The sequence below is a fragment of the Paraglaciecola marina genome (genome assembly GCF_004360155.1).
Classification (GTDB): domain Bacteria; phylum Pseudomonadota; class Gammaproteobacteria; order Enterobacterales; family Alteromonadaceae; genus Paraglaciecola; species Paraglaciecola marina.
The window spans coordinates 49151-67632 of record NZ_SAIS01000017.1 but is presented as its reverse complement, the minus strand read 5'-3'; the positions used below and the strand labels follow the sequence as shown (position 1 = coordinate 67632).

Here is an 18482-nt window from a genome sequence, read left to right as displayed (position 1 = left end):
TTACCTCTTGGTACGAGCCAACCTTAAGTTTTCTAATTGCACTTTGACAACCATTCCTGAATCAAGTTGCACCTGAATACCATCTTTCGCAACATCAGTAATGGTTGCAGGCATAGGCGTTTTACCAACTTTTACTGTTACCGCAGTGCCTGCAACGATTTGACTATCATTGAGGCGCTCTGCTGGTGGCTGCTTTTCTTTAGGTTGGCTTGGCTTTTTAACTTTGGATGTGGGCTTAAATTTAGGAACATCTTTCTTCTTGAAGTTTTTCTTTACGTCTAAACCTGCAGCTTTTTGCTCTTTGCGTTTAGCGGCAACTTTGGCTTTACTTTCTTCAAGCTGTTTTTGTGCATGCTCTACATGTTCATCATCTATTACTGCTACTTCGTTGCCATCAATATCGACACGTTGTGCACCTTTCTTAATGCTATGTAAATAACGCCAGCTATTCGTGTAATGACGTAAAGAAGAGCGTAATAATGTTTTACTTACACGTTCTTCTTCCGCTAAACGTTCTGCCAAATCTTGGAATATTCCGATCTTTAACGGTTTTGCGTCACCTTTACTACTGAAACAGGCTGGGAATTGCTCAACTAAGAAGCTAATTACTTCTTTGCTGTTCGAAAATTTTTGTGGATTGTCCATTAAGTCTTCTAGTTTGGTTAATTACGAGGTTCTTGGTGCTCATCATCCCAAGTTGCTAGAAGTTGGTCAACCCAGTCGTACAAATCATCGTCATCAATATCGAGTAAATGGCTATCTTCTCGCCAATTTTCCCAAATATATTGGATCATGTTCTCCAAAGAGTCAGTTTTTATGTCTTCATCAGCATGATCATACAACATGTGTAGTAGAGTATTGAGTCTATCAGCGGCATCATCTGCTCGGTCTTCCCAAAAATCCATGTCATCAACGGTTGCAAGAGCAACATGAATATCAACTAAGCTTTTCATCTACTTGCCTTCTTCTAAATTCAATGATTTTTCAAAGATTTCAACTATTTTTGACAATCCAACTTTATCTTGTTCATCAAATCTAGCAACCAATGGGCTATCAAGGTCTAGTACCCCAAACACTTTTCCGTCTTTAAGTATAGGTAAAACAATTTCAGAGTTTGATGCTGCATCGCAAGAAATATGACCAGCAAATTCATGCACGTCTTCAATAAGCTGAATTTGGTTATCTTGGGCTGCAGTTCCGCATACTCCTCTACCAAGTGGTATACGGATACAAGCTGGTTGTCCATGAAAAGGGCCTAATACTAATTGCTCTTCTTTATGCAAATAAAACCCTGCCCAATTAACATCAGCTAATGCCCAATAAATAAGTGAACTAATATTTGCCATATTGGCAATCATGTCTGTTTCTGATGAAACTAGGGCTTCTGCTTGGGCTGCTAACTCAGCATACTGTTGTTCTTTGTTTTGATTCATTCAATAAAACCTAAGGTGTTAATCTGGATATCCAGCTATTCTATAGAAAAAATCACCCTAACTTGTGTTTCGGTTGTCATTTCTCCAGGCTGGTAACTACTGCTTGACTTGGCCTCTCGCATTTGCATTTGAACGGGCATAGCTTGTCCTGCTGATTGCTCAGATATGGATATCACCTTGCCTAATTTCAAGTCTAAAGTTTTCACCATATCTTCAGCTCTAGCTTTCGCACTCAATAAAGCTTGGCGTAATGACGCTTGATAGTGAACCTCAGACTCACTACTACTGTAATTAAAATTTGAAATACTGGTAATGCCAAGCTTTAACACTTCATCAATGGCTTTCTCGTAAACTTGAAGATCATCCACTGTGACATTAAAGGTGCGGGTTAAAATAAAACCTTTTTGCTCACGTGTTTGATTATTGTATACAACCCAAGGATTAAACCTAACTTGCAGAGCTTGTAATGACTTTTTATTTACACCAACTTTAAGCAATGCATTAATAACCCTTGTAGACTTTTCTGTCATCACACCATTCAAATCTGCGGCCGAGTTGCCCTTTTCTTCTAAGGATAACGAAAAACTAAATCTGTTTGGAATACTAAATACTTGCCCTACTCCAGTTACTTCTATTTGCCGAGTTAGATTTACAGACGAATGAGATTGTTTAGCATGACTTTGGCTAATGCAGCTTAAAAATAAAACTAATGTGATAATACGCATAACTATTCCTTTTTGAATCGAGCTAGTTATCTTAAAGGATTTTTATGAACCTTAACTTAACAAATTGTAAATAGTCAGTTCTTTGAGTTAACTCTTAAAAGTAAATTTTTCAGGAGCATTATTATAGATAGCAACACAGGATTGGCAGATACATCTAGGATCTACATTTTCATTGAGTTGAGCCTTTAATCCGGCGGGTATACTAGTGTTAAAACACCAACAACTACCCAGCTCTGCACTGCACTCATTGGCCTTGTGGCACAGAGGGCATACTGAAGCATTAATTGCTGAAGGCTGAGGGCAAATAGGGATAGTCTTTTTAAATGTAAGCTTATCAAGCTAGTTTAATAAGAATCTGCTGGAATATAAACCTCTCCCTTCATTAATTTTCGGGCACTGCGGCTCATAGATACTTTATCAACACTCCAAGCCCCCTCATTAAATTTTGCTTCGGCTCCTACTTTTAAGGTTCCCGATGGATGGCCAAATATGATTGAGTCTTTGTCGCCACCGCCAGCCGCTAAATTAACCAAAGTACCGGGAATAGCCCCTGCTGTTCCTATTGCTACCGCTGCGGTACCCATCATTGCATGGTGTAATTTACCCATAGACATGGCCCTTACTGATAAATCAATGTCATTACCTGTAATCGATTTTCCACTAGAGGTTTGGTACGCAGAACTCGGTGCAACAAAGGCAACTTTGGGGGTGTGTTGCCGCTCTCTTGCTTGGTCTATACTATGAATTAACCCCATCATCAGTGCGCCGTAGGCCCTAATGGTTTCAAATTTGGCGAGCGCAGATTCATCGCTATTGATGGCTTCTTGTAACTCAGAGCCCTGATAACCTAGTGCTTTGGCTTCAATAAATATTGTAGGGATGCCTGCGTTAATCATAGTGGCTTTAAAGGTACCCACACCGGGTACAGCCAATTCATCAACTAAGTTACCAGTAGGAAACATGGCTTCATCACCATCCACAGGGTTAACAAATTCTACTTTCACTTCTGCAGCTGGAAAAGTTACCCCATCTAACTCAAAATCACCGGTTTCTTGTACTAGGCCATTAACCATAGGAACATGGGCAATAATAGTTTTGTTAATGTTAGCTTGCCAAATACGCACCACGGCTACACCATTATCGGGAATGCGGCTGTTATCTACTAATCCATTGCTTATGGCGAATGAGCCGACAGCTGCGGTTAAATTACCGCAATTACCGCTCCAGTCCACAAAGGCTTTATCTATAGCTACTTGGCCAAACAGATAATCTACGTCATGTTCGGTCTTAGTGCTTTTTGAAAGAAGGACAGTTTTACTGGTGCTAGAAGTCGCACCTCCCATACCGTCTGTCTGTTTACCATATGGATCTGGACTGCCTATTACTCTAAGTAACAAGTTGTCTCTAGCAGTCCCTGCAACCTGGGCGTCCTCAGGTAAATCATCTAGTTTAAAGAACACGCCTTTGCTGGTTCCACCGCGCATATAGGTTGCAGGAATGCCAATTTGAGGATTAAAAATCATAATTTCACTCCAGAGTTACGCTAAATTTGACTCAAGAAAATCTTGTGCAAAACGCTGCAACACGCCACCGGCATCATAAACTTTTACTTCTTCAGCTGTATCTAAGCGACACGTTACCAATATATCTGTGTGCGAGCTGTCTTTACGGGTAATTTTTACCTTAAGTTGCCCACCAGCTTCAGGTTTACCCACCACATCATAGATTTCTGTGCCATCAAGCCTTAAGGATTTACGGTCTTCTTTGTTGGTAAACTCTAAAGGTAAAACGCCCATTCCTACTAAATTTGTACGGTGAATACGTTCAAACCCTTCTGCAAGTATCACCTCAACTCCGGCTAACCTAACTCCTTTTGCAGCCCAATCTCTTGATGATCCTTGTCCATAATCTGCACCAGCAACAATAATTAAAGGTTGTTTTCGTTCCATGTAAGTTTCTATGGTTTCCCACATGCGCATAACTTTCCCTTCAGGTTCTAATCTCGCAAATGAGCCTTGTTTAACTTGGCCATTTTCTAACACCATTTCATTCAATAATTTAGGATTAGCAAAGGTGGCACGCTGCGCGGTTAAATGGTCACCCCTGTGAGTAGCGTAAGAATTAAAATCTTCCTCAGGCAGGCCCATCTTATGCAAATATTCTCCTGCTGCGCTGTCTAACATAATGGCATTTGAAGGTGAGAGATGGTCTGTGGTTATATTGTCGCCTAACACAGCTAATGCTCGCATACCTTGCATAGTGCGTTTACCCGCTAGTGCGCCTTCCCAGTATGGTGGGCGACGAATATAGGTACTCTGCGAGCGCCAATCATACAATGGGCTCTCAGCTGGTTCAAAAGAGCCAAGGTCAAACATGGGGGTATAGACTTTTTTAAATTGCTCTGGCTTTACAAATTCACTAACTATTGCATCAATCTCTGCATCATCAGGCCAAATATCTTTTAGGGTTATAGCCTTACCATCTTTATCAAATCCGAGGGCGTCTTTTTCAATATCAAAACGAATGGTACCGGCGATAGCGTAAGCTACCACCAAAGGAGGAGAAGCTAGAAACGCTTGCTTTGCATAGGGATGAATACGTCCGTCAAAGTTACGATTACCTGACAGTACCGCAGTGCTGTATAAATCTCTGTCTATGACTTCTTTTTGAATTTTTGGATCTAGGGCGCCACTCATGCCATTACAGGTTGTGCAGGCGTAGGCCACAATACCGAAGCCTAGTTTTTCCATTTCTGGCAATAATCCAGACTCTTCTAAGTAGTATTTTGCCACTTTAGAGCCGGGAGCAAATGAGGATTTAACCCAAGGTTTTCTTATTAATCCTAATTCATTGGCTTTTTTAGCAATTAATCCTGCTGCCACTACATTTCGCGGGTTACTAGTATTGGTACAACTGGTTATTGCTGCGATGATCACCGCGCCATCGGGCATTTTTCCCGCAACTTCTTTCACATCTTTAGCGATACCTTTTGTGGCTAGGTCTGAAGTGGCAAGCCGCCTATGGGGATTTGATGGCCCAGCCATATTGCGGCCAACACTGGATAAATCAAACTCTAAAACCCTTGCATATTCAACTTCTGTTAGGTCATCAGCCCATAAGCCAGTTTGTTTGGCGTAGTGTTCGACTAACTCGATTTGCTCTGTCTCTCTACCAGTAATTTTTAAATAATCAATGGTTTGCTTATCAATATAAAATAACCCAGCCGATGCTCCATACTCTGGGGTCATATTCGAAATGGTGGCTCTGTCACCTATGGTTAAGGCAGCTGTGCCTTCTCCAAAAAACTCTAAATAGGCAGACACAACTTTGGCATCCCGTAAGAATTCTGTCATCGCCAGTACAATATCTGTAGCGGTAATTCCAGGCTGTCGAGAACCCCTTATTTTTACGCCCACAATATTGGGTAGTCGCATCATTGATGGCCTGCCAAGCATAACGGTCTCAGCTTCTAAGCCACCTACCCCTATGGCAATAACCCCTAAAGCATCAACGTGTGGAGTATGACTATCTGTACCGACACATGTATCAGGAAAGGCTACGCCATCTCTAAGTTGGATAACGGGAGACATTTTCTCAAGATTTATTTGATGCATAATCCCATTACCAGCTGGGATAACATCTACATTTTTAAACGCGGTTTTGGTCCACTCAATAAAATGAAAGCGGTCTTGGTTTCTTCTATCTTCAATGGCTCTATTTTTTTCAAAGGCGTCAGCATCAAAGCCACCGTGTTCCACAGCCAATGAATGATCCACAATTAGCTGAGTCGGCACAACAGGGTTAACTTTTGCTGGGTCGCCACCCTGCTCTGCTATGGCATCTCGTAAGCCTGCTAAATCAACCAATGCGGTTTGACCTAAAATATCATGACAAACAACACGAGCCGGATACCAAGGAAAATCAAGCTCTTGTTTACTATAAATAAGTTGTTCAAGAAAGGCTGTTAGTAGTTCAGGAGAGCACTTTCGCACTAACTGCTCAGCTAATACCCGTGAGGTATAAGGTAACTTTTTATAAGCCCCTTCACTGATGTTTTCTATGGCTTCTCTAGCATCAAAGAAGTCAACACTTGCACCACCCACCTTAAAATTTGGTAGAGGTTTACGGTAATCATAATTCATAAAATTACTCAAAAAGGAAAGCTAGGTTACAAAGGCCGAATATTTTAAACGGCCTGTCTTATTTACTTAGCGCTGCGATATAGGCGTAACAGTTCTAGGCTCTGCACCCACGTAATCTGCACTTGGACGAATAATTCGGTTATTAGATCTTTGCTCCATTACATGGGCGGCCCAGCCCGTTAATCGAGAGCAAACAAATATTGGTGTGAATAATTTTATAGGAATACCCATATAGAAATAAGCAGAAGCATGGAAAAAGTCAGCATTACAAAATAACTTTTTGGTGTCCCACATAAACTCTTCGCATGCCACTGAAATATCGTATAAATCGCTATCACCATATTCTGCTGCAAGCTTTTCTGACCAAGCTTTTATGATGACATTCCTAGGGTCTGACTCTCGGTAAATAGCGTGTCCAAATCCCATGATTTTTTCTTTACGGGCTAACATGCCAGCCATTTTTTCTTTTGCATCAGCGGGAGAAGTAAATTGCTGAATCATCTCCATAGCCGCTTCGTTTGCACCACCATGTAAAGGACCACGAAGTGAACCAATTGCGCCTGTAACGCATGAGTACATATCAGATAAAGTAGATGCACAAACACGGGCAGTAAAAGTAGAGGCATTAAATTCATGCTCGGCATACAAAATAAGAGATACATCTATCACTTTTTGATGCTGAGCTGATGGGCTTTTACCCGTTAATAGTTTTAGAAAATGGCCACCAAGTGAGGGCTCATCACTAGTGCAATCAATTTCTACACCCTGATGACTATAGCGATACCAAAAACACATAATTGCCGGAAAAGCCGCTAATAGGCGACTAGCCGCTTGATTCTGTTGCGCAAAATCTGACTCAGGCTCTAGGTTACCTAAAAATGAACACCCGGTGCGCATCACATCCATAGGGTGTGCATCTGCAGGGATTAGCTTTAATACGCTTTTTAGAGCGTCTGGTAGGTCCCGTTTTTCAGCTAGCTCAGCCTTGTATTGATCTAATTGCTGCTGTTTAGGTAACTCACCGTTAAATAACAAGTAGGCCACTTCTTCAAAGGTTGCATTATCAGCAAGATCCGATACATCGTAACCACAATAGGTTAATCCAGACCCGGATTTTCCCACTGTACATAATTTAGTTTCACCTGCACTTTGGCCACGGAGCCCAGCGCCACTTAGTTTTTTATCCACCATAATTTTGTCCTGTTTGTTAATTACATCAAGGCGTAATCTGTACGCAGTGTTAAAAAAGGGGTTTACTTGTTTTTTCCTTCAGAAAACAAGGTATCTAGCTTTTGTTCATAATCGTGATAACCAAGGTAATCATATAACTCCATACGAGTCTGCATTGTGTCGACCACCGCTGTTTGATCGCCATTAACAAGGATAGACTGGTAAACATTTTCGGCTGCTTTGTTCATCGCTCTAAAAGCACTCAGTGGGTACAACACCATATCAGCGCCCCACTTCGCCAAATCACTGGTATTCCAAAGTTCAGTTTGTCCAAATTCTGTAATATTTGCCAAAATTGGCACATCTAAAGCCTCAGCGAAGGCTCGGTAGTGGGCTTCGGTTTTTACTGCTTCTGCAAAAATTCCGTCAGCGCCAGCTGCCACATAATCTTTAGCTCTTTCAATTGCAGCCTCTAGCCCTTCTTGGGCAAAAGAATCGGTTCTTGCCATAATAAAAAAGTCTGGATCGGTACGGGCATCAACCGCAGCTTTTATTCTGTCGACCATTTCAGCGCTAGAAACAATCTCTTTATTGGGTCTATGACCACAACGCTTTTGTGCTACTTGGTCTTCCATGTGTACCGCTGCAGCACCGGCCTTTTCCATGTCTCTTATGGTTTTAGCAATATTGAAAGCACCGCCCCAACCTGTATCTATATCTACCATTAAAGGTAAATCACACGCGGCAGTGATACGCTGCACATCTACAGTTACATCATTTAAAGAGGTCATACCTAAGTCAGGTAATCCATAGGAGGCGTTAGCCACACCACCACCAGATAAGTAAATGGCTTGATGTCCAATTTGCTTTGCCATCATGGCTGTGTAGGCATTGATAGTGCCTACAATTTGTAAGGGAGTATTAGCTTTAAGGGCGTCGCGAAAGCGTTTTCCTGCTGAGTTCATAGTGTGTTCATCCGGTTTTCAACGTTAATGCGGGATGCTGAGATATGCCTACGCATTAGGATCTCAGCAAGTTCACCATCTTTGTCTTCAATGGCTTGAATGATATTTTCGTGTTCTCTAAAGGCTTTTTTAGCTCTGGGGCTTGCCATACCAAACTGGTATCGATACATACGAACTAGGTAGTAGAGTTCTTCGCACAGCAAGCGGATCAACAACTTGTTGCCACTTCCCATTACAATGCGAAAATGAAAATCTAAGTCGCCTTCTTCTTGCATATAGGCTTCACCCTGTTGCAATGACTCCCTTTGATTATGAATAACGAGCAGCTCTCGCAAATGTTTTATTTGCTCAGCACTCATATTTTTAGCAGCTAAACGACAGGCTGTGCCTTCTAAAGACTCCCTTACTCTGAATATTTCTAAGAGTTGCTCTGTCGACAATGTTACGACTCGGTACCCTATATTGGCTTTACGTTCTAATAACCCACATCCTTCTAAACGAGACAAGGCATCCCGCAAGGTACTACGGCTAATTTCATAATGTTTGGCAAGTTCTGGCTCACTAAGCTTAGAGCCAGTAAAGATATCGCCCTCAACTATGCGCTGGCGCAGATCAGTGAAAACCGTATCGGCTCGGGTGAGTTTAGGTGGTGGCGTAAATGTATTAGGTTGCAAAATATATTGTCGACAAATTGAGTAATGACAGACATATTAACTCACTTTAATCAGATATCAAGGATAATTGTCGACAATATGCATGAGATTAGGTTATTTAAGTACTTCAGTTAATGCATTAACACAGTAATCAACGTTCTTTTGACTAGAAGCGCAGCCCATTAGGCCAATCCGCCAAACTTTGCCAGCCAGAGCTCCTAAACCCGCACCTATTTCAAGGTTATAGTTATTCAAAAGTTTCGTTCTGACTTCTGCGTCATCAACATGTTCTGGAATACGTACAGTGTTCAATTGTGGTAAACGGTATTTTTCGTCAACAGCAAACTCTAAACCTAAGTTTTCTAACCCAGCTTTTAGGCATAAGTGGTTAGTTTGATGTCTCGCCCAAGATTGCTCTAAGCCCTCTTGTTGTAGTATCAGTAAGGATTCGTGCAGTGCATAAAGGCTATTTACTGGCGCGGTGTGATGGTAAGCACGTTTAGCCCCTTTGCCCCAATACCCCATAACCAGATCCATATCTAAAAACCAACTTTGTACTGGGGATTTTCTGGCTTTTATGGCTTCTATGGCTAATTCACTGAAAGACACCGGCGATAAGCCAGGTACACAAGATAAACATTTTTGAGTTCCTGAATAAATCGCATCTATTTGCCATTTATCTACCTTGAGCTCACTGCCACCTAAGGACGTAACCGCGTCAACAATCGTTAAGCAGCCATACTCTTTGGCTAATTGACATAGAGCTTGGGCATCGTTTAATACACCTGTTGATGTTTCTGCATGTACGAAGGCTACGGCTTTTGTATCTGGATTAGCATCTAAGGCTTCTTTAAGTTTATTAAGATCTGTTTGCGTGCCCCACTCATCTTGAACAGTAATAGCGACACCGCCACTACGCTCAACATTTTGTTGCATGCGGCCGCCAAAGACTCCGTTTTGACAAACTATAACTTTGTCACCGGGCTCAATCAGATTAACAAATACCGCTTCCATACCCGCAGAGCCAGGCGCCGATATCGGCATGGTTAGCGCATTTTTTGTTTGAAAGGCATATTGCAATAAGACTTTGACTTCATCCATCAGTTCTACAAATTTAGGGTCGAGATGTCCTATGGTAGGTCTTGCAAGTGCTTGTAATACCTGAGGGTAAACATCTGAAGGACCAGGGCCCATAAGAATTCGATTTGGCGGAATAAAAGAAGAAAATGTTGTAGACATAATACATAACCTATAAAAATGTGATGGGTGCAGTTTGACAACCTTTAGTCGAATCAACAACCCTTGTATATTCAGCATAAGCAGGATAAATAAAAGGAATGCTGCTTATGATTAAGACAATTAAACAGCACGAGTCAACTCGCTTTAAGCGAGAAGCGCACACACTATTCGTGAATTAAAACGGATTAAATTTGCGGTTTTAACTCTTTTGCAAACCATTGACTATTTTGAACATAATGCTGCGCTGATTTCTCTAAAAACTTTTGCTGTTCAATTGGGATACTCTTAACCACTTTTGCTGGTGACCCCATAACTAAAGAGCCGTCGGGTATTTCCATGTTTTCGGTCACCAAACTGTTAGCACCAATAACGCAATAGTTACCAATTTTAGCGCCATTCAAAACCACGCTGTTAATACCAATTAAACTGTAATCACCAATGCTACAGCCGTGTAACATCACTTTGTGACCAATCGTTACACCCTTGCCAATATTCATGGGCACACCATGGTCTGTGTGCAAAATAGAAGCATCTTGGATATTGGTGTCTTCACCAACAGAAATTAGATCGCAATCACCCCGAATAACAGCGTTAAACCATACGCTAACATTCTTTGCTAACTTCACTTGGCCAATAACATGGCTGCCAGGTGCTAAATACACACCCTTTGCCTTTTCAACTTGGTGTTCACCTAACGTGTACATCATAACTTGAGTAACCTCAGTTCTTGGTAAGAAATGTCGTATCAGATAAATGTTACGATAATTTCAGTAAGTAAATTAATATTCAAACTTATCAATATCTTAACAGTAGGGCTATCTCGCAAACGTTTCCTTATCTAGTACTGCGGTTATTAACCTTTCGCATTAACCCTTCTTGCATGGTAGAAGCTACTAGTTTACCTGCTTGATTGAAAAACTGTCCTCTGACCAAACCTCTTGCACTGCCCGAAAAAGGGCTTTCAGCACAATATAATAACCACTCATCAAAATCGAAAGGATGATGAAACCACATTGAATGATCTATTGTAGCTATACGCAATTCTCTATCACGCACTGAAATACCATGTGGCTGCAAACTTGTGGCTAAAAAATTGTAATCAGAAGCATAGGCCAACATAACTTGGTTTAAGTTAATGTTACCCGACAAAACTTCTTCGGCCTTCATCCAAATATAACGCTTAGGTTCTAATATTTCAGGGCTATTGATATCAATGGTTTGCACGGTGCGCATGTCAATAACTTTGTGATAAGCAATATTTGACGAGTTGGCTCCTAACTCTTTTGCTATTTGTTCCATTAATTTAATATCTGGTGTAATAGTTTCAGGTGCTGGTACATCTGGCATTACCGCAGCTTGATGCTCTAAACCAATTTCAGGCGTTTGAAAGGAAGCTGTCATATAAAAAATACTTTTACCATTTTGTATGGCTTTTATACGACGAGTAGAAAAGCTGCCACCGTCACGCACGTTTTCAACGTCGAACACCACTGGCTTAGTTGCATCACCTGGCAGTAAAAAGTAACTATGAAAAGAGTGTGCGATCCTACCCTCAGGTAAAGTTAATTGAGCAGCAGCTAGGGCTTGGGCTAAAACTTGGCCTCCAAACAAGGCTCTAAATCCAAGATCCCAACTTTGACCTCTAAACAACCCTTGTTCTAAGGTTTCTAAATTAAATAAATCGGTTAATTTTACGTCTGACATGTTTTCTCTTTTTATTACAAACCTTTAAGCGTGAAGCTAAGATTTAAATTTTGGATTCGCTGGGTAAAATTTATCAGGTAATTGACTTTGATGCTTAAAGAATCTCGAATCTTTATAGGGTAATTTCATAAAACCTGAAATTCCTACCCCTGAAATTTTAGGTATCAACTTAATCATTTGCTCTAATAGAACTTTAAACTCAAAAGCTAAAGAGTGATTCAATAAAGTTAAATCACTATGTATTTTAAGGTGACTTGGTAATGCTTCAAAAATAATACATCCACTGTGGTGAATGTTATTTAATTTTTTAATAACAGTCATGATGACATCCGGTAGTTCCAGATACTCATCTGGATCATCTCCATCTTCAAAGTATGAATGCATACGACTTTGATTTTCTGGCCATGAAATGTCACTTAACTTAAAAGGAAATTTTAGTTTATCATTTGGTATAAACGGCTTACTTGCTGATAACCGTTCAATATGCAGGGTGTCCTTTGCATTAAATAGACAGGATTTAAATATACCAACTCTGTGAATTGCCCGCGCTAAATGAACTAGATTATTTAAAGAAGATTGAAATGAGGGTTTCATGTCTGCATCGAATAAAGTTAAGTTAGAGTCAATTAGCACTCCATTATTTTTCCAATGTATGGATATTCCGCCAACAACAGGAAATTTAGCTAAACGTCCAACGGCTGCGATAAAAGCTTTTTCAGTATCGCCCATGCCCTGCATATAATTTTTGTAATATCGATCAAATTGAACGTCATGTATGTGGTGTAAGCTTTCTGTTGTTTGGTTTGACTCCACCCTTAAAAAAGATTTTCTAGAGCTGTATTCAACTGTATCAATAACTTTAGTTTCTGGGCTTATCCAAAATGGCAATAAGACTTTACAATGATTATTGTATAAGTCATTAGTCACGATATTTCCCATGTGCTTCATATTGGTAATAAAATAATCCCCGCCTCTTTCTCTAAGAGCAAGATCTTCACTCATCATAGCTGTTAAAGTTTTAGCCAATTCCTTAGGTAGCCCTAATGCATTAGCAGATATAACCTTACAGCCAAATCGGCTAGATTGACCAGAAGCTAATGCATATAGAGTACTGGCAACACCTTGCTCATCAAAACGTACAGATGATAAAGCACCGTTTAATTGATCATTACCTATAAAATAGACATCTCCTAGACGGGCATTAGTTTGCTGCATATCACTAGACATCAGATCCATTATATTAGTGCCTAAAAATTGCCCTTTTTCATCTAATTGAGCAAACACTGACGACCCCCAGTCAATTAGCCCTATACTGCAAGTTTGCATATTGAAAACTATATTTGATGGTTTAATATCTCCATGGACTATGGGTTTGTTGTTGTCTTGGATTTTAAAAGTTCGAAGGTACACTAAAATATCTGCTAATTGTGCTGCAATCTCTATTATCCAACTAACTGGTAAAGGTCCATATTTTAAGGATACTTTTTCTAAATCATCGCCTTTGGCCAGTTCCATTGCCAAAATTGCCTGCTTTTTTATCCTTTGAAACTCTATTAACTTAGGTACCAAGGGGTGGTTAATTAGGCTTAACATGTAAGCTTCTTCTTCAAGCCTATCCTGAACATGTTGTGATAAGTTAACTCTAGAGAATTTAAAAACTTGTTTCTTTTGAAGACAATTAGCATTAGTTTTTTGCTCGGGAATAACCCCTGAAAATGCAAATCCAAATGCTCCTTTACCAATTAAACAGATGTCTTCATATCCCAAATGCTGTAATTGATTAATACATAAGGTCACCCAGTCCTTTAACTTCTTTGCGTCTAGATGACTAAGCAAATATACAGATTGCTCGTCTGGTATATAAAAGTGTCTTAACTTAGATTGATACAAAACTTAATCTTGAATTAACCATTCAAGATTAAAACTTGCACTACTGTCTTGGGCTAATAATGGAGTGATTTCTTGTAGGCAATTTCTAATATTCTCATCTAGTTGCCATGGCGCATTAATTATTGCGATCCCAGAACCATACATGCCTGCACATTCACTAGGAGAAGTTACGCATAATTCTATATTAAGTAGATTTTTAAAGGGCTGCTGACGTAAAGAGTCCAAAAGCATTTGGCTTTTTCCAAGTTTACTATTTGTATTGTTAAAGTTACTTTCATTGCCACTACGTTCGCTGATAAGTGGATACCAAATTGCAAATATTCCAGTTGACCAACGTTTGTATACTTTAGATATTGTATCTAAGACTTGTTCATATTCAGATGCGAGCTCATAAGGAGGATCTACTAATACTAGCCCTCTCTTTATTTCTGGAGGAGTCATTGCAATTAACCCCTCAAATCCATCTCTGTGATGTACTGAGATATTTTTTCCATTTAAGTTATGTTTCAAGTTTTTAATTTCTTGAGTATTCCATTCCATCAAGGTTAATTTATCTTGTGGTCTCATAATTGATTTAGCAATTTCTGGTGACCCAGGATACTGTTTGAACGCCTTGTAAGCAGAGACAAGTTCAAGGTATTGGTTAATAATAGGCTCTTCAAATTTTTGGCCCGCTAAACAGTCAATACCTTGCTTAAACTCTTGGGTTTTTAAAGCTTGTTCAGAATTTAGATTATAAACTCCAGCTCCACTATGGGTATCAAAATACACAAAACCTTTATCTTTAAGTTTGAGTTTATTCAATAGGGATATTTGGCAAATATGCTTTAAAACATCACCGTGATTTCCCGCGTGAAAGCTATGACGATAACTAAACAATATGTAACTCCATTCTTTTTAATAACATCTATGATAAAACAAATTCACTGGCGTCGTTAGCAGCTTTGTATTACGCCATAACGATTAGATTATAGTGGGTGTAATAAGCTAATTGGATTTTCGATATAGGATTTCAATAAGTTATTAAATTTCACCAAGGTTGAACCGTCTATAATTCTATGATCTGCAGACCAACTAACTTGCATTATGTTAACTGCTATAACTTGATCTTGTTCGTTAAACCTAGGTAAGCGTTGAATTTTGCCAAGGGCTAGGATAGCTGATTCAGGGGTGTTTATGATAGGGGTAGCAACTGTGCCACCTAATACTCCAATATTGGAAAGCGAGATTGTGCCTCCTTTTAACTCTTCACTTTTTACTCTTCCCAATCTAGCTCGGTCAACTAACTCATTATACTGAGATGTAATATCCATTATAGAAAGGCGTTCAACCCCTTTTATATTTGGAACCAATAATCCTATTTTTGAATCAATTGCGAACCCAATATTATGAGTATCCATGTAGGTAATTTCTGAACAATCATTGTTTACTTGAGCATTTATGATTGGAAATTGGTGTAACGCTAAGGAAATTGCTTTTATGAAAAATGGCATAAAAGTAAGCTTTAATTGTTTTTGCATGTAGGTATCAAGTAGTTGAGCCTTTACCTCAATTAGCTTATCTAGTTGAATTTCCTCACTGACACTAAAGTGTGGCACTGTAAAAGCTGCATGAGTCATCTTTTTAGCCATAGAGGCCTTAACCCCCTTTATAAGTTCAACTGTATGACCGGCTTTGTTATTTGTGTCATCATTATCGCTAACTACAAATTGACTCAAGTCGTCGCTTAGTACCCTACCTTTTTCACCTGTTCCTATTACTTTTGTTAGGTCTATGGCCATCTCTCTAGCCAAACGCCTAACCGCTGGACTAGCTAGTGCCTTTGATGAAGTACTCTCAACATTTTTAGTTTGTAACTCTACTTTTGATGGGGAATTAACAGTATGAGTCTGTTCTTTAGGTTGAGCGGTTTCATTAACTTGATGGTTATTAGAATTGACAATATCTATAGAAAACAATGGAGAATGAACTTTAGCAATCTCACCTTCTCCATAATACAGTTTAGTTACTATGCCAGTGTATTTAGCTGGTATTTCAACTAAAGCCTTGTCTGTCATTACTTCAACAACTGGGTCATCTTCTTTAATATTTTGTCCTTCAACAATTAGCCACTTAACTACCTCGCATTCAACTATTCCTTCACCAATATCTGGCAGAATAAAATCTTTCATATGAGTCTCCATAATAGGTTTAAAAGTTAACCGTGCGAATAATTGCTTCAAAGGTTTTTAAATGGTCAGGCATATATTCTTTTTCGTGAGCGAAAGGAAAAGGCGTATCTAGACCACAGACTCGGCAGATTGGAGACTCTAAATTTAAAAAGCATTCTTGTTGTACTTTTGTTGTAATTTCAGCAGCAAATCCTGCGGTTTCCGGTGCTTCATGATTTATTAACAAACGGCCAGTGTTACAAACAGATCTGCACACTTTCTCTGCATCCCAAGGCAAAATGCAGACTAAATCAATAATTTCACAGGATATGCCTTGCTCTTCGGCCATTACAGCAGCCTTTTCTATGATTTCTACTTGTGCGCCCCATGCCACTAGTGTGATATCAGTCCCTTTTTTAATTATCTTCGCTTTACCTAGTTCAAGTTCATAGTCACCTTCAGGGACCTCTCCCACTGAGGCTCGATACAAACGTTTAGGCTCCATAAATAAAACAGGGTTGTCATCCCGTATAGAAGCAAGTAATAACCCTTTTGCTTGATATGGATTACTAGGTATTACCACTTTTATACCTGGAATATGAGCAAAGAATGCCTCAGGGGATTGGGAGTGATAGTGGCCCCCTGCTATACCTCCCCCAAAAGGAGTTCGAATGGTTAAGGAGCCACAACTAAATTGCCCACCGGAGCGATATCGAAACTTTGCTGTTTCATTAATTATTTGATCAAAAGCTGGAAATATATAATCGGCAAATTGTATTTCCGCGACTGGGGTTGAGCCTTGTGCTGCTAAACCTGTGGCAAACCCTATAATTCCTTGTTCAGTTATAGGAGTGTTGAAACACCTGGCCTTTCCAAATGTTTGCTGAAGATTACTCGTTGCTCTGAATACGCCACCAAAATGGCCAACATCTTCACCTAACACCATAACTCTTTCATTTTCTTCCATAGCAAGAACCAGGGCATGATTCACAGCTTGAAGCATATTCATAGCCGCCATTTTCATAACCTCCCTGAAGTTCTAGGATAATGTTTTGGGTATTTAGCAATGTGTGTTTTTAAATCCGACAATTGTTGTTTTAAATGCCATGGAGGGGTGTCATATACGTCTTCAATTATTTCATCAATCCCTGAAATAGCCACGTTTTCTGCTTCTTTAAGTGCCGCTAAAACTTGTTCTTTAGTGTGCTCTGTAAAATTCGCAATTGCGGTCTCGTCTAGCCAGCCTTTTTGTTTCATCCAGTTGCTAAATCTCACTATGGGATCTCTATGTTTCCAAAGGGATTCTTCTTCTTTAGGACGGTAGCTTGAAGGGTCGTCAGAAGTAGAGTGTGCAGCTAACCTATAGGTCATAGCTTCGATAAGGACTGGGGATTGTTTTTGTAATGCAATTTCTCGAGCTTTTAGCGTAGCTACATAAACAGCCAAGGCATCATTACCATCAACTCGAATGGTTTTTACCCCATAACCAATGCCTCTAGAAGCGATTCCGTCACCTGCAAATTGTTCTTCTGAAGGGGTTGAGATAGCATAACCATTGTTACGACAAAAAAATATTACTGGGCAATTTAGAACTGCAGCCATATTTAAACCACCGTGAAAATCACCTTCTGACGCGGCACCTTCACCGAAATAACAGATTGTAACTGCTGGTTCACCGGCCATTTTTTGACCATAGGCATAACCACTAGCTTGTGGTATCTGCGTACCTAATGGCGATGAAATAGTCATAAAATTTAACGCTTTTGAACCGTAATGAATTGGCATCTGACGTCCTTTATTCAGCTCCCTTTGGTTACTAAATAGCTGATCCATAAACTCCTGAGTTGAAAAACCTCGATAGGCTAAAGCACCTTGTTCTCTGTATTGAGACATAATCATATCTTGGGGCAGAAGTGCCGCGGCACTACCAATAATAGCGGCTTCTTCTCCGGTACAAGCCAAATAAAAGCTAATTCTACCTTGTCTTTGCGCGGCTACCATACGCTCATCTAAAATCCTAATGTAATGCATCGTTTGCAGGATTTTTGCTGCTGTATTTTTGTTTATTTCACAATCGCTAACTTCAGCATGTAAACAACCATTCTCTTGTAACAAGCTAAACATGGGGATGTCAGTTAAGGCATTTTCAATTATTTTGAATATATGAGATGAACCAATTTTTGATACATGATTTCTATTTTTCATACCACCCCATCAAGAAATAATTACTTTGATTATGTTATATAAATGTTAATTTTAGTTCTCTGGTATGGGTAAAGTTTTGCAAAATCATCTAACAATTCAAGTAACTACAAACAGGATTACTATAAATATCAGATAAAGAATGATGAATATCCTAGTAACGCTTACAGAACTAGGTTTGATAGCTTAATTAAGTTGGGCCTATGGTA

At 39.7% G+C, this 18482-nt stretch carries 18 protein-coding genes; all 18 read right to left on the bottom strand.

Annotated elements, in window-relative coordinates; genetic code table 11:
* Nucleotides 1–645, bottom strand: a complete 645-nt coding sequence (proQ, locus tag EOK74_RS18215; protein ID WP_133471541.1) for an RNA chaperone ProQ — start codon at nt 643–645, stop codon at nt 1–3.
* Between the two features lie 17 nt (nt 646–662).
* Nucleotides 663–953 carry a hypothetical protein gene (locus EOK74_RS18210; protein ID WP_133471540.1) on the bottom strand — a complete coding sequence of 97 codons (291 nt, stop codon included), beginning with the start codon at nt 951–953 and terminating at the stop codon, nt 663–665.
* Nucleotides 954–1433: a GAF domain-containing protein gene (locus EOK74_RS18205; protein ID WP_133471539.1), complete on the bottom strand. Its 480-nt coding sequence runs from the start codon at nt 1431–1433 to the stop codon at nt 954–956.
* 35 nt (nt 1434–1468) lie between these two features.
* Nucleotides 1469–2158: an SIMPL domain-containing protein gene (locus tag EOK74_RS18200; protein ID WP_133471538.1), complete on the bottom strand. Its 690-nt coding sequence runs from the start codon at nt 2156–2158 to the stop codon at nt 1469–1471.
* A gap of 87 nt (nt 2159–2245) precedes the next feature.
* On the bottom strand, nt 2246–2422 hold the full coding sequence (locus EOK74_RS18195) for a cysteine-rich CWC family protein (protein WP_275404776.1): 177 nt from the start codon (nt 2420–2422) through the stop codon (nt 2246–2248).
* Between the two features lie 80 nt (nt 2423–2502).
* Nucleotides 2503–3681 (bottom strand): 2-methylaconitate cis-trans isomerase PrpF, encoded by a 1179-nt coding sequence (gene prpF / locus EOK74_RS18190; protein WP_133471537.1) that lies wholly within the window; start codon nt 3679–3681, stop codon nt 2503–2505.
* Nucleotides 3682–3696: 15 nt separating this feature from the next.
* Nucleotides 3697–6300 carry a Fe/S-dependent 2-methylisocitrate dehydratase AcnD gene (gene acnD / locus EOK74_RS18185; protein ID WP_133471536.1) on the bottom strand — a complete coding sequence of 868 codons (2604 nt, stop codon included), beginning with the start codon at nt 6298–6300 and terminating at the stop codon, nt 3697–3699.
* Nucleotides 6301–6366: 66 nt separating this feature from the next.
* Nucleotides 6367–7491, bottom strand: coding sequence for a bifunctional 2-methylcitrate synthase/citrate synthase (prpC, locus tag EOK74_RS18180; RefSeq protein ID WP_133471535.1), 1125 nt, complete (start codon nt 7489–7491; stop codon nt 6367–6369).
* A 62-nt stretch (nt 7492–7553) separates the two neighbouring features.
* On the bottom strand, nt 7554–8435 hold the full coding sequence (gene prpB / locus EOK74_RS18175; RefSeq protein WP_133471534.1) for a methylisocitrate lyase: 882 nt from the start codon (nt 8433–8435) through the stop codon (nt 7554–7556).
* Nucleotides 8432–9109: a GntR family transcriptional regulator gene (locus tag EOK74_RS18170; protein ID WP_133471533.1), complete on the bottom strand. Its 678-nt coding sequence runs from the start codon at nt 9107–9109 to the stop codon at nt 8432–8434. Before EOK74_RS18170 ends, prpB begins: the two co-directional genes overlap by 4 nt.
* 93 nt (nt 9110–9202) lie before the next feature.
* Nucleotides 9203–10327, bottom strand: a complete 1125-nt coding sequence (locus EOK74_RS18165) for a pyridoxal-phosphate-dependent aminotransferase family protein (RefSeq protein WP_133471532.1) — start codon at nt 10325–10327, stop codon at nt 9203–9205.
* A gap of 185 nt (nt 10328–10512) precedes the next feature.
* A complete protein-coding gene (locus EOK74_RS18160) occupies nt 10513–11034 on the bottom strand; it encodes a gamma carbonic anhydrase family protein (protein ID WP_133471531.1) in 522 nt (173 codons plus the stop codon).
* A 127-nt stretch (nt 11035–11161) separates the two neighbouring features.
* Nucleotides 11162–12031 (bottom strand): acyl-CoA thioesterase domain-containing protein, encoded by an 870-nt coding sequence (locus EOK74_RS18155; RefSeq protein ID WP_133471530.1) that lies wholly within the window; start codon nt 12029–12031, stop codon nt 11162–11164.
* A gap of 36 nt (nt 12032–12067) precedes the next feature.
* A complete protein-coding gene (locus EOK74_RS18150; RefSeq protein WP_133471529.1) occupies nt 12068–13921 on the bottom strand; it encodes a protein kinase domain-containing protein in 1854 nt (617 codons plus the stop codon).
* Between the two features lie 3 nt (nt 13922–13924).
* Complete coding sequence (locus tag EOK74_RS18145; RefSeq protein WP_133471528.1) at nt 13925–14800, bottom strand: 23S rRNA (adenine(2030)-N(6))-methyltransferase RlmJ; 876 nt, start codon at nt 14798–14800, stop codon at nt 13925–13927.
* 89 nt (nt 14801–14889) lie between these two features.
* Nucleotides 14890–16092: a 2-oxo acid dehydrogenase subunit E2 gene (locus tag EOK74_RS18140; protein ID WP_133471527.1), complete on the bottom strand. Its 1203-nt coding sequence runs from the start codon at nt 16090–16092 to the stop codon at nt 14890–14892.
* A 19-nt stretch (nt 16093–16111) separates the two neighbouring features.
* Nucleotides 16112–17089 carry an alpha-ketoacid dehydrogenase subunit beta gene (locus tag EOK74_RS18135; protein ID WP_133471526.1) on the bottom strand — a complete coding sequence of 326 codons (978 nt, stop codon included), beginning with the start codon at nt 17087–17089 and terminating at the stop codon, nt 16112–16114.
* Nucleotides 17090–17091: 2 nt separating this feature from the next.
* Entirely contained in the window at nt 17092–18276 is a 1185-nt protein-coding gene (locus EOK74_RS18130; protein WP_133471525.1) for a thiamine pyrophosphate-dependent dehydrogenase E1 component subunit alpha, read from the bottom strand.
* Nucleotides 18277–18482 lie beyond the last annotated feature (206 nt).

Excerpts from the sequence above, each read along its gene's own strand:
- EOK74_RS18210 (WP_133471540.1), bottom strand. The coding sequence starts at position 953 with ATGAAAAGCTTAGTTGATATTCATGTTGCTCTTGCAACCGTTGATGAC.
- prpB (WP_133471534.1), bottom strand. The coding sequence starts at position 8,435 with ATGAACTCAGCAGGAAAACGCTTTCGCGACGCCCTTAAAGCTAATACT.
- EOK74_RS18135 (WP_133471526.1), bottom strand. The coding sequence starts at position 17,089 with ATGGCGGCTATGAATATGCTTCAAGCTGTGAATCATGCCCTGGTTCTT.
- EOK74_RS18140 (WP_133471527.1), bottom strand. The coding sequence starts at position 16,092 with ATGAAAGATTTTATTCTGCCAGATATTGGTGAAGGAATAGTTGAATGC.
- EOK74_RS18155 (WP_133471530.1), bottom strand. The coding sequence starts at position 12,031 with ATGTCAGACGTAAAATTAACCGATTTATTTAATTTAGAAACCTTAGAA.
- EOK74_RS18160 (WP_133471531.1), bottom strand. The coding sequence starts at position 11,034 with ATGATGTACACGTTAGGTGAACACCAAGTTGAAAAGGCAAAGGGTGTG.
- prpC (WP_133471535.1), bottom strand. The coding sequence starts at position 7,491 with ATGGTGGATAAAAAACTAAGTGGCGCTGGGCTCCGTGGCCAAAGTGCA.
- proQ (WP_133471541.1), bottom strand. The coding sequence starts at position 645 with ATGGACAATCCACAAAAATTTTCGAACAGCAAAGAAGTAATTAGCTTC.
- acnD (WP_133471536.1), bottom strand. The coding sequence starts at position 6,300 with ATGAATTATGATTACCGTAAACCTCTACCAAATTTTAAGGTGGGTGGT.
- prpF (WP_133471537.1), bottom strand. The coding sequence starts at position 3,681 with ATGATTTTTAATCCTCAAATTGGCATTCCTGCAACCTATATGCGCGGT.
- EOK74_RS18205 (WP_133471539.1), bottom strand. The coding sequence starts at position 1,433 with ATGAATCAAAACAAAGAACAACAGTATGCTGAGTTAGCAGCCCAAGCA.
- EOK74_RS18130 (WP_133471525.1), bottom strand. The coding sequence starts at position 18,276 with ATGAAAAATAGAAATCATGTATCAAAAATTGGTTCATCTCATATATTC.
- EOK74_RS18165 (WP_133471532.1), bottom strand. The coding sequence starts at position 10,327 with ATGTCTACAACATTTTCTTCTTTTATTCCGCCAAATCGAATTCTTATG.
- EOK74_RS18200 (WP_133471538.1), bottom strand. The coding sequence starts at position 2,158 with ATGCGTATTATCACATTAGTTTTATTTTTAAGCTGCATTAGCCAAAGT.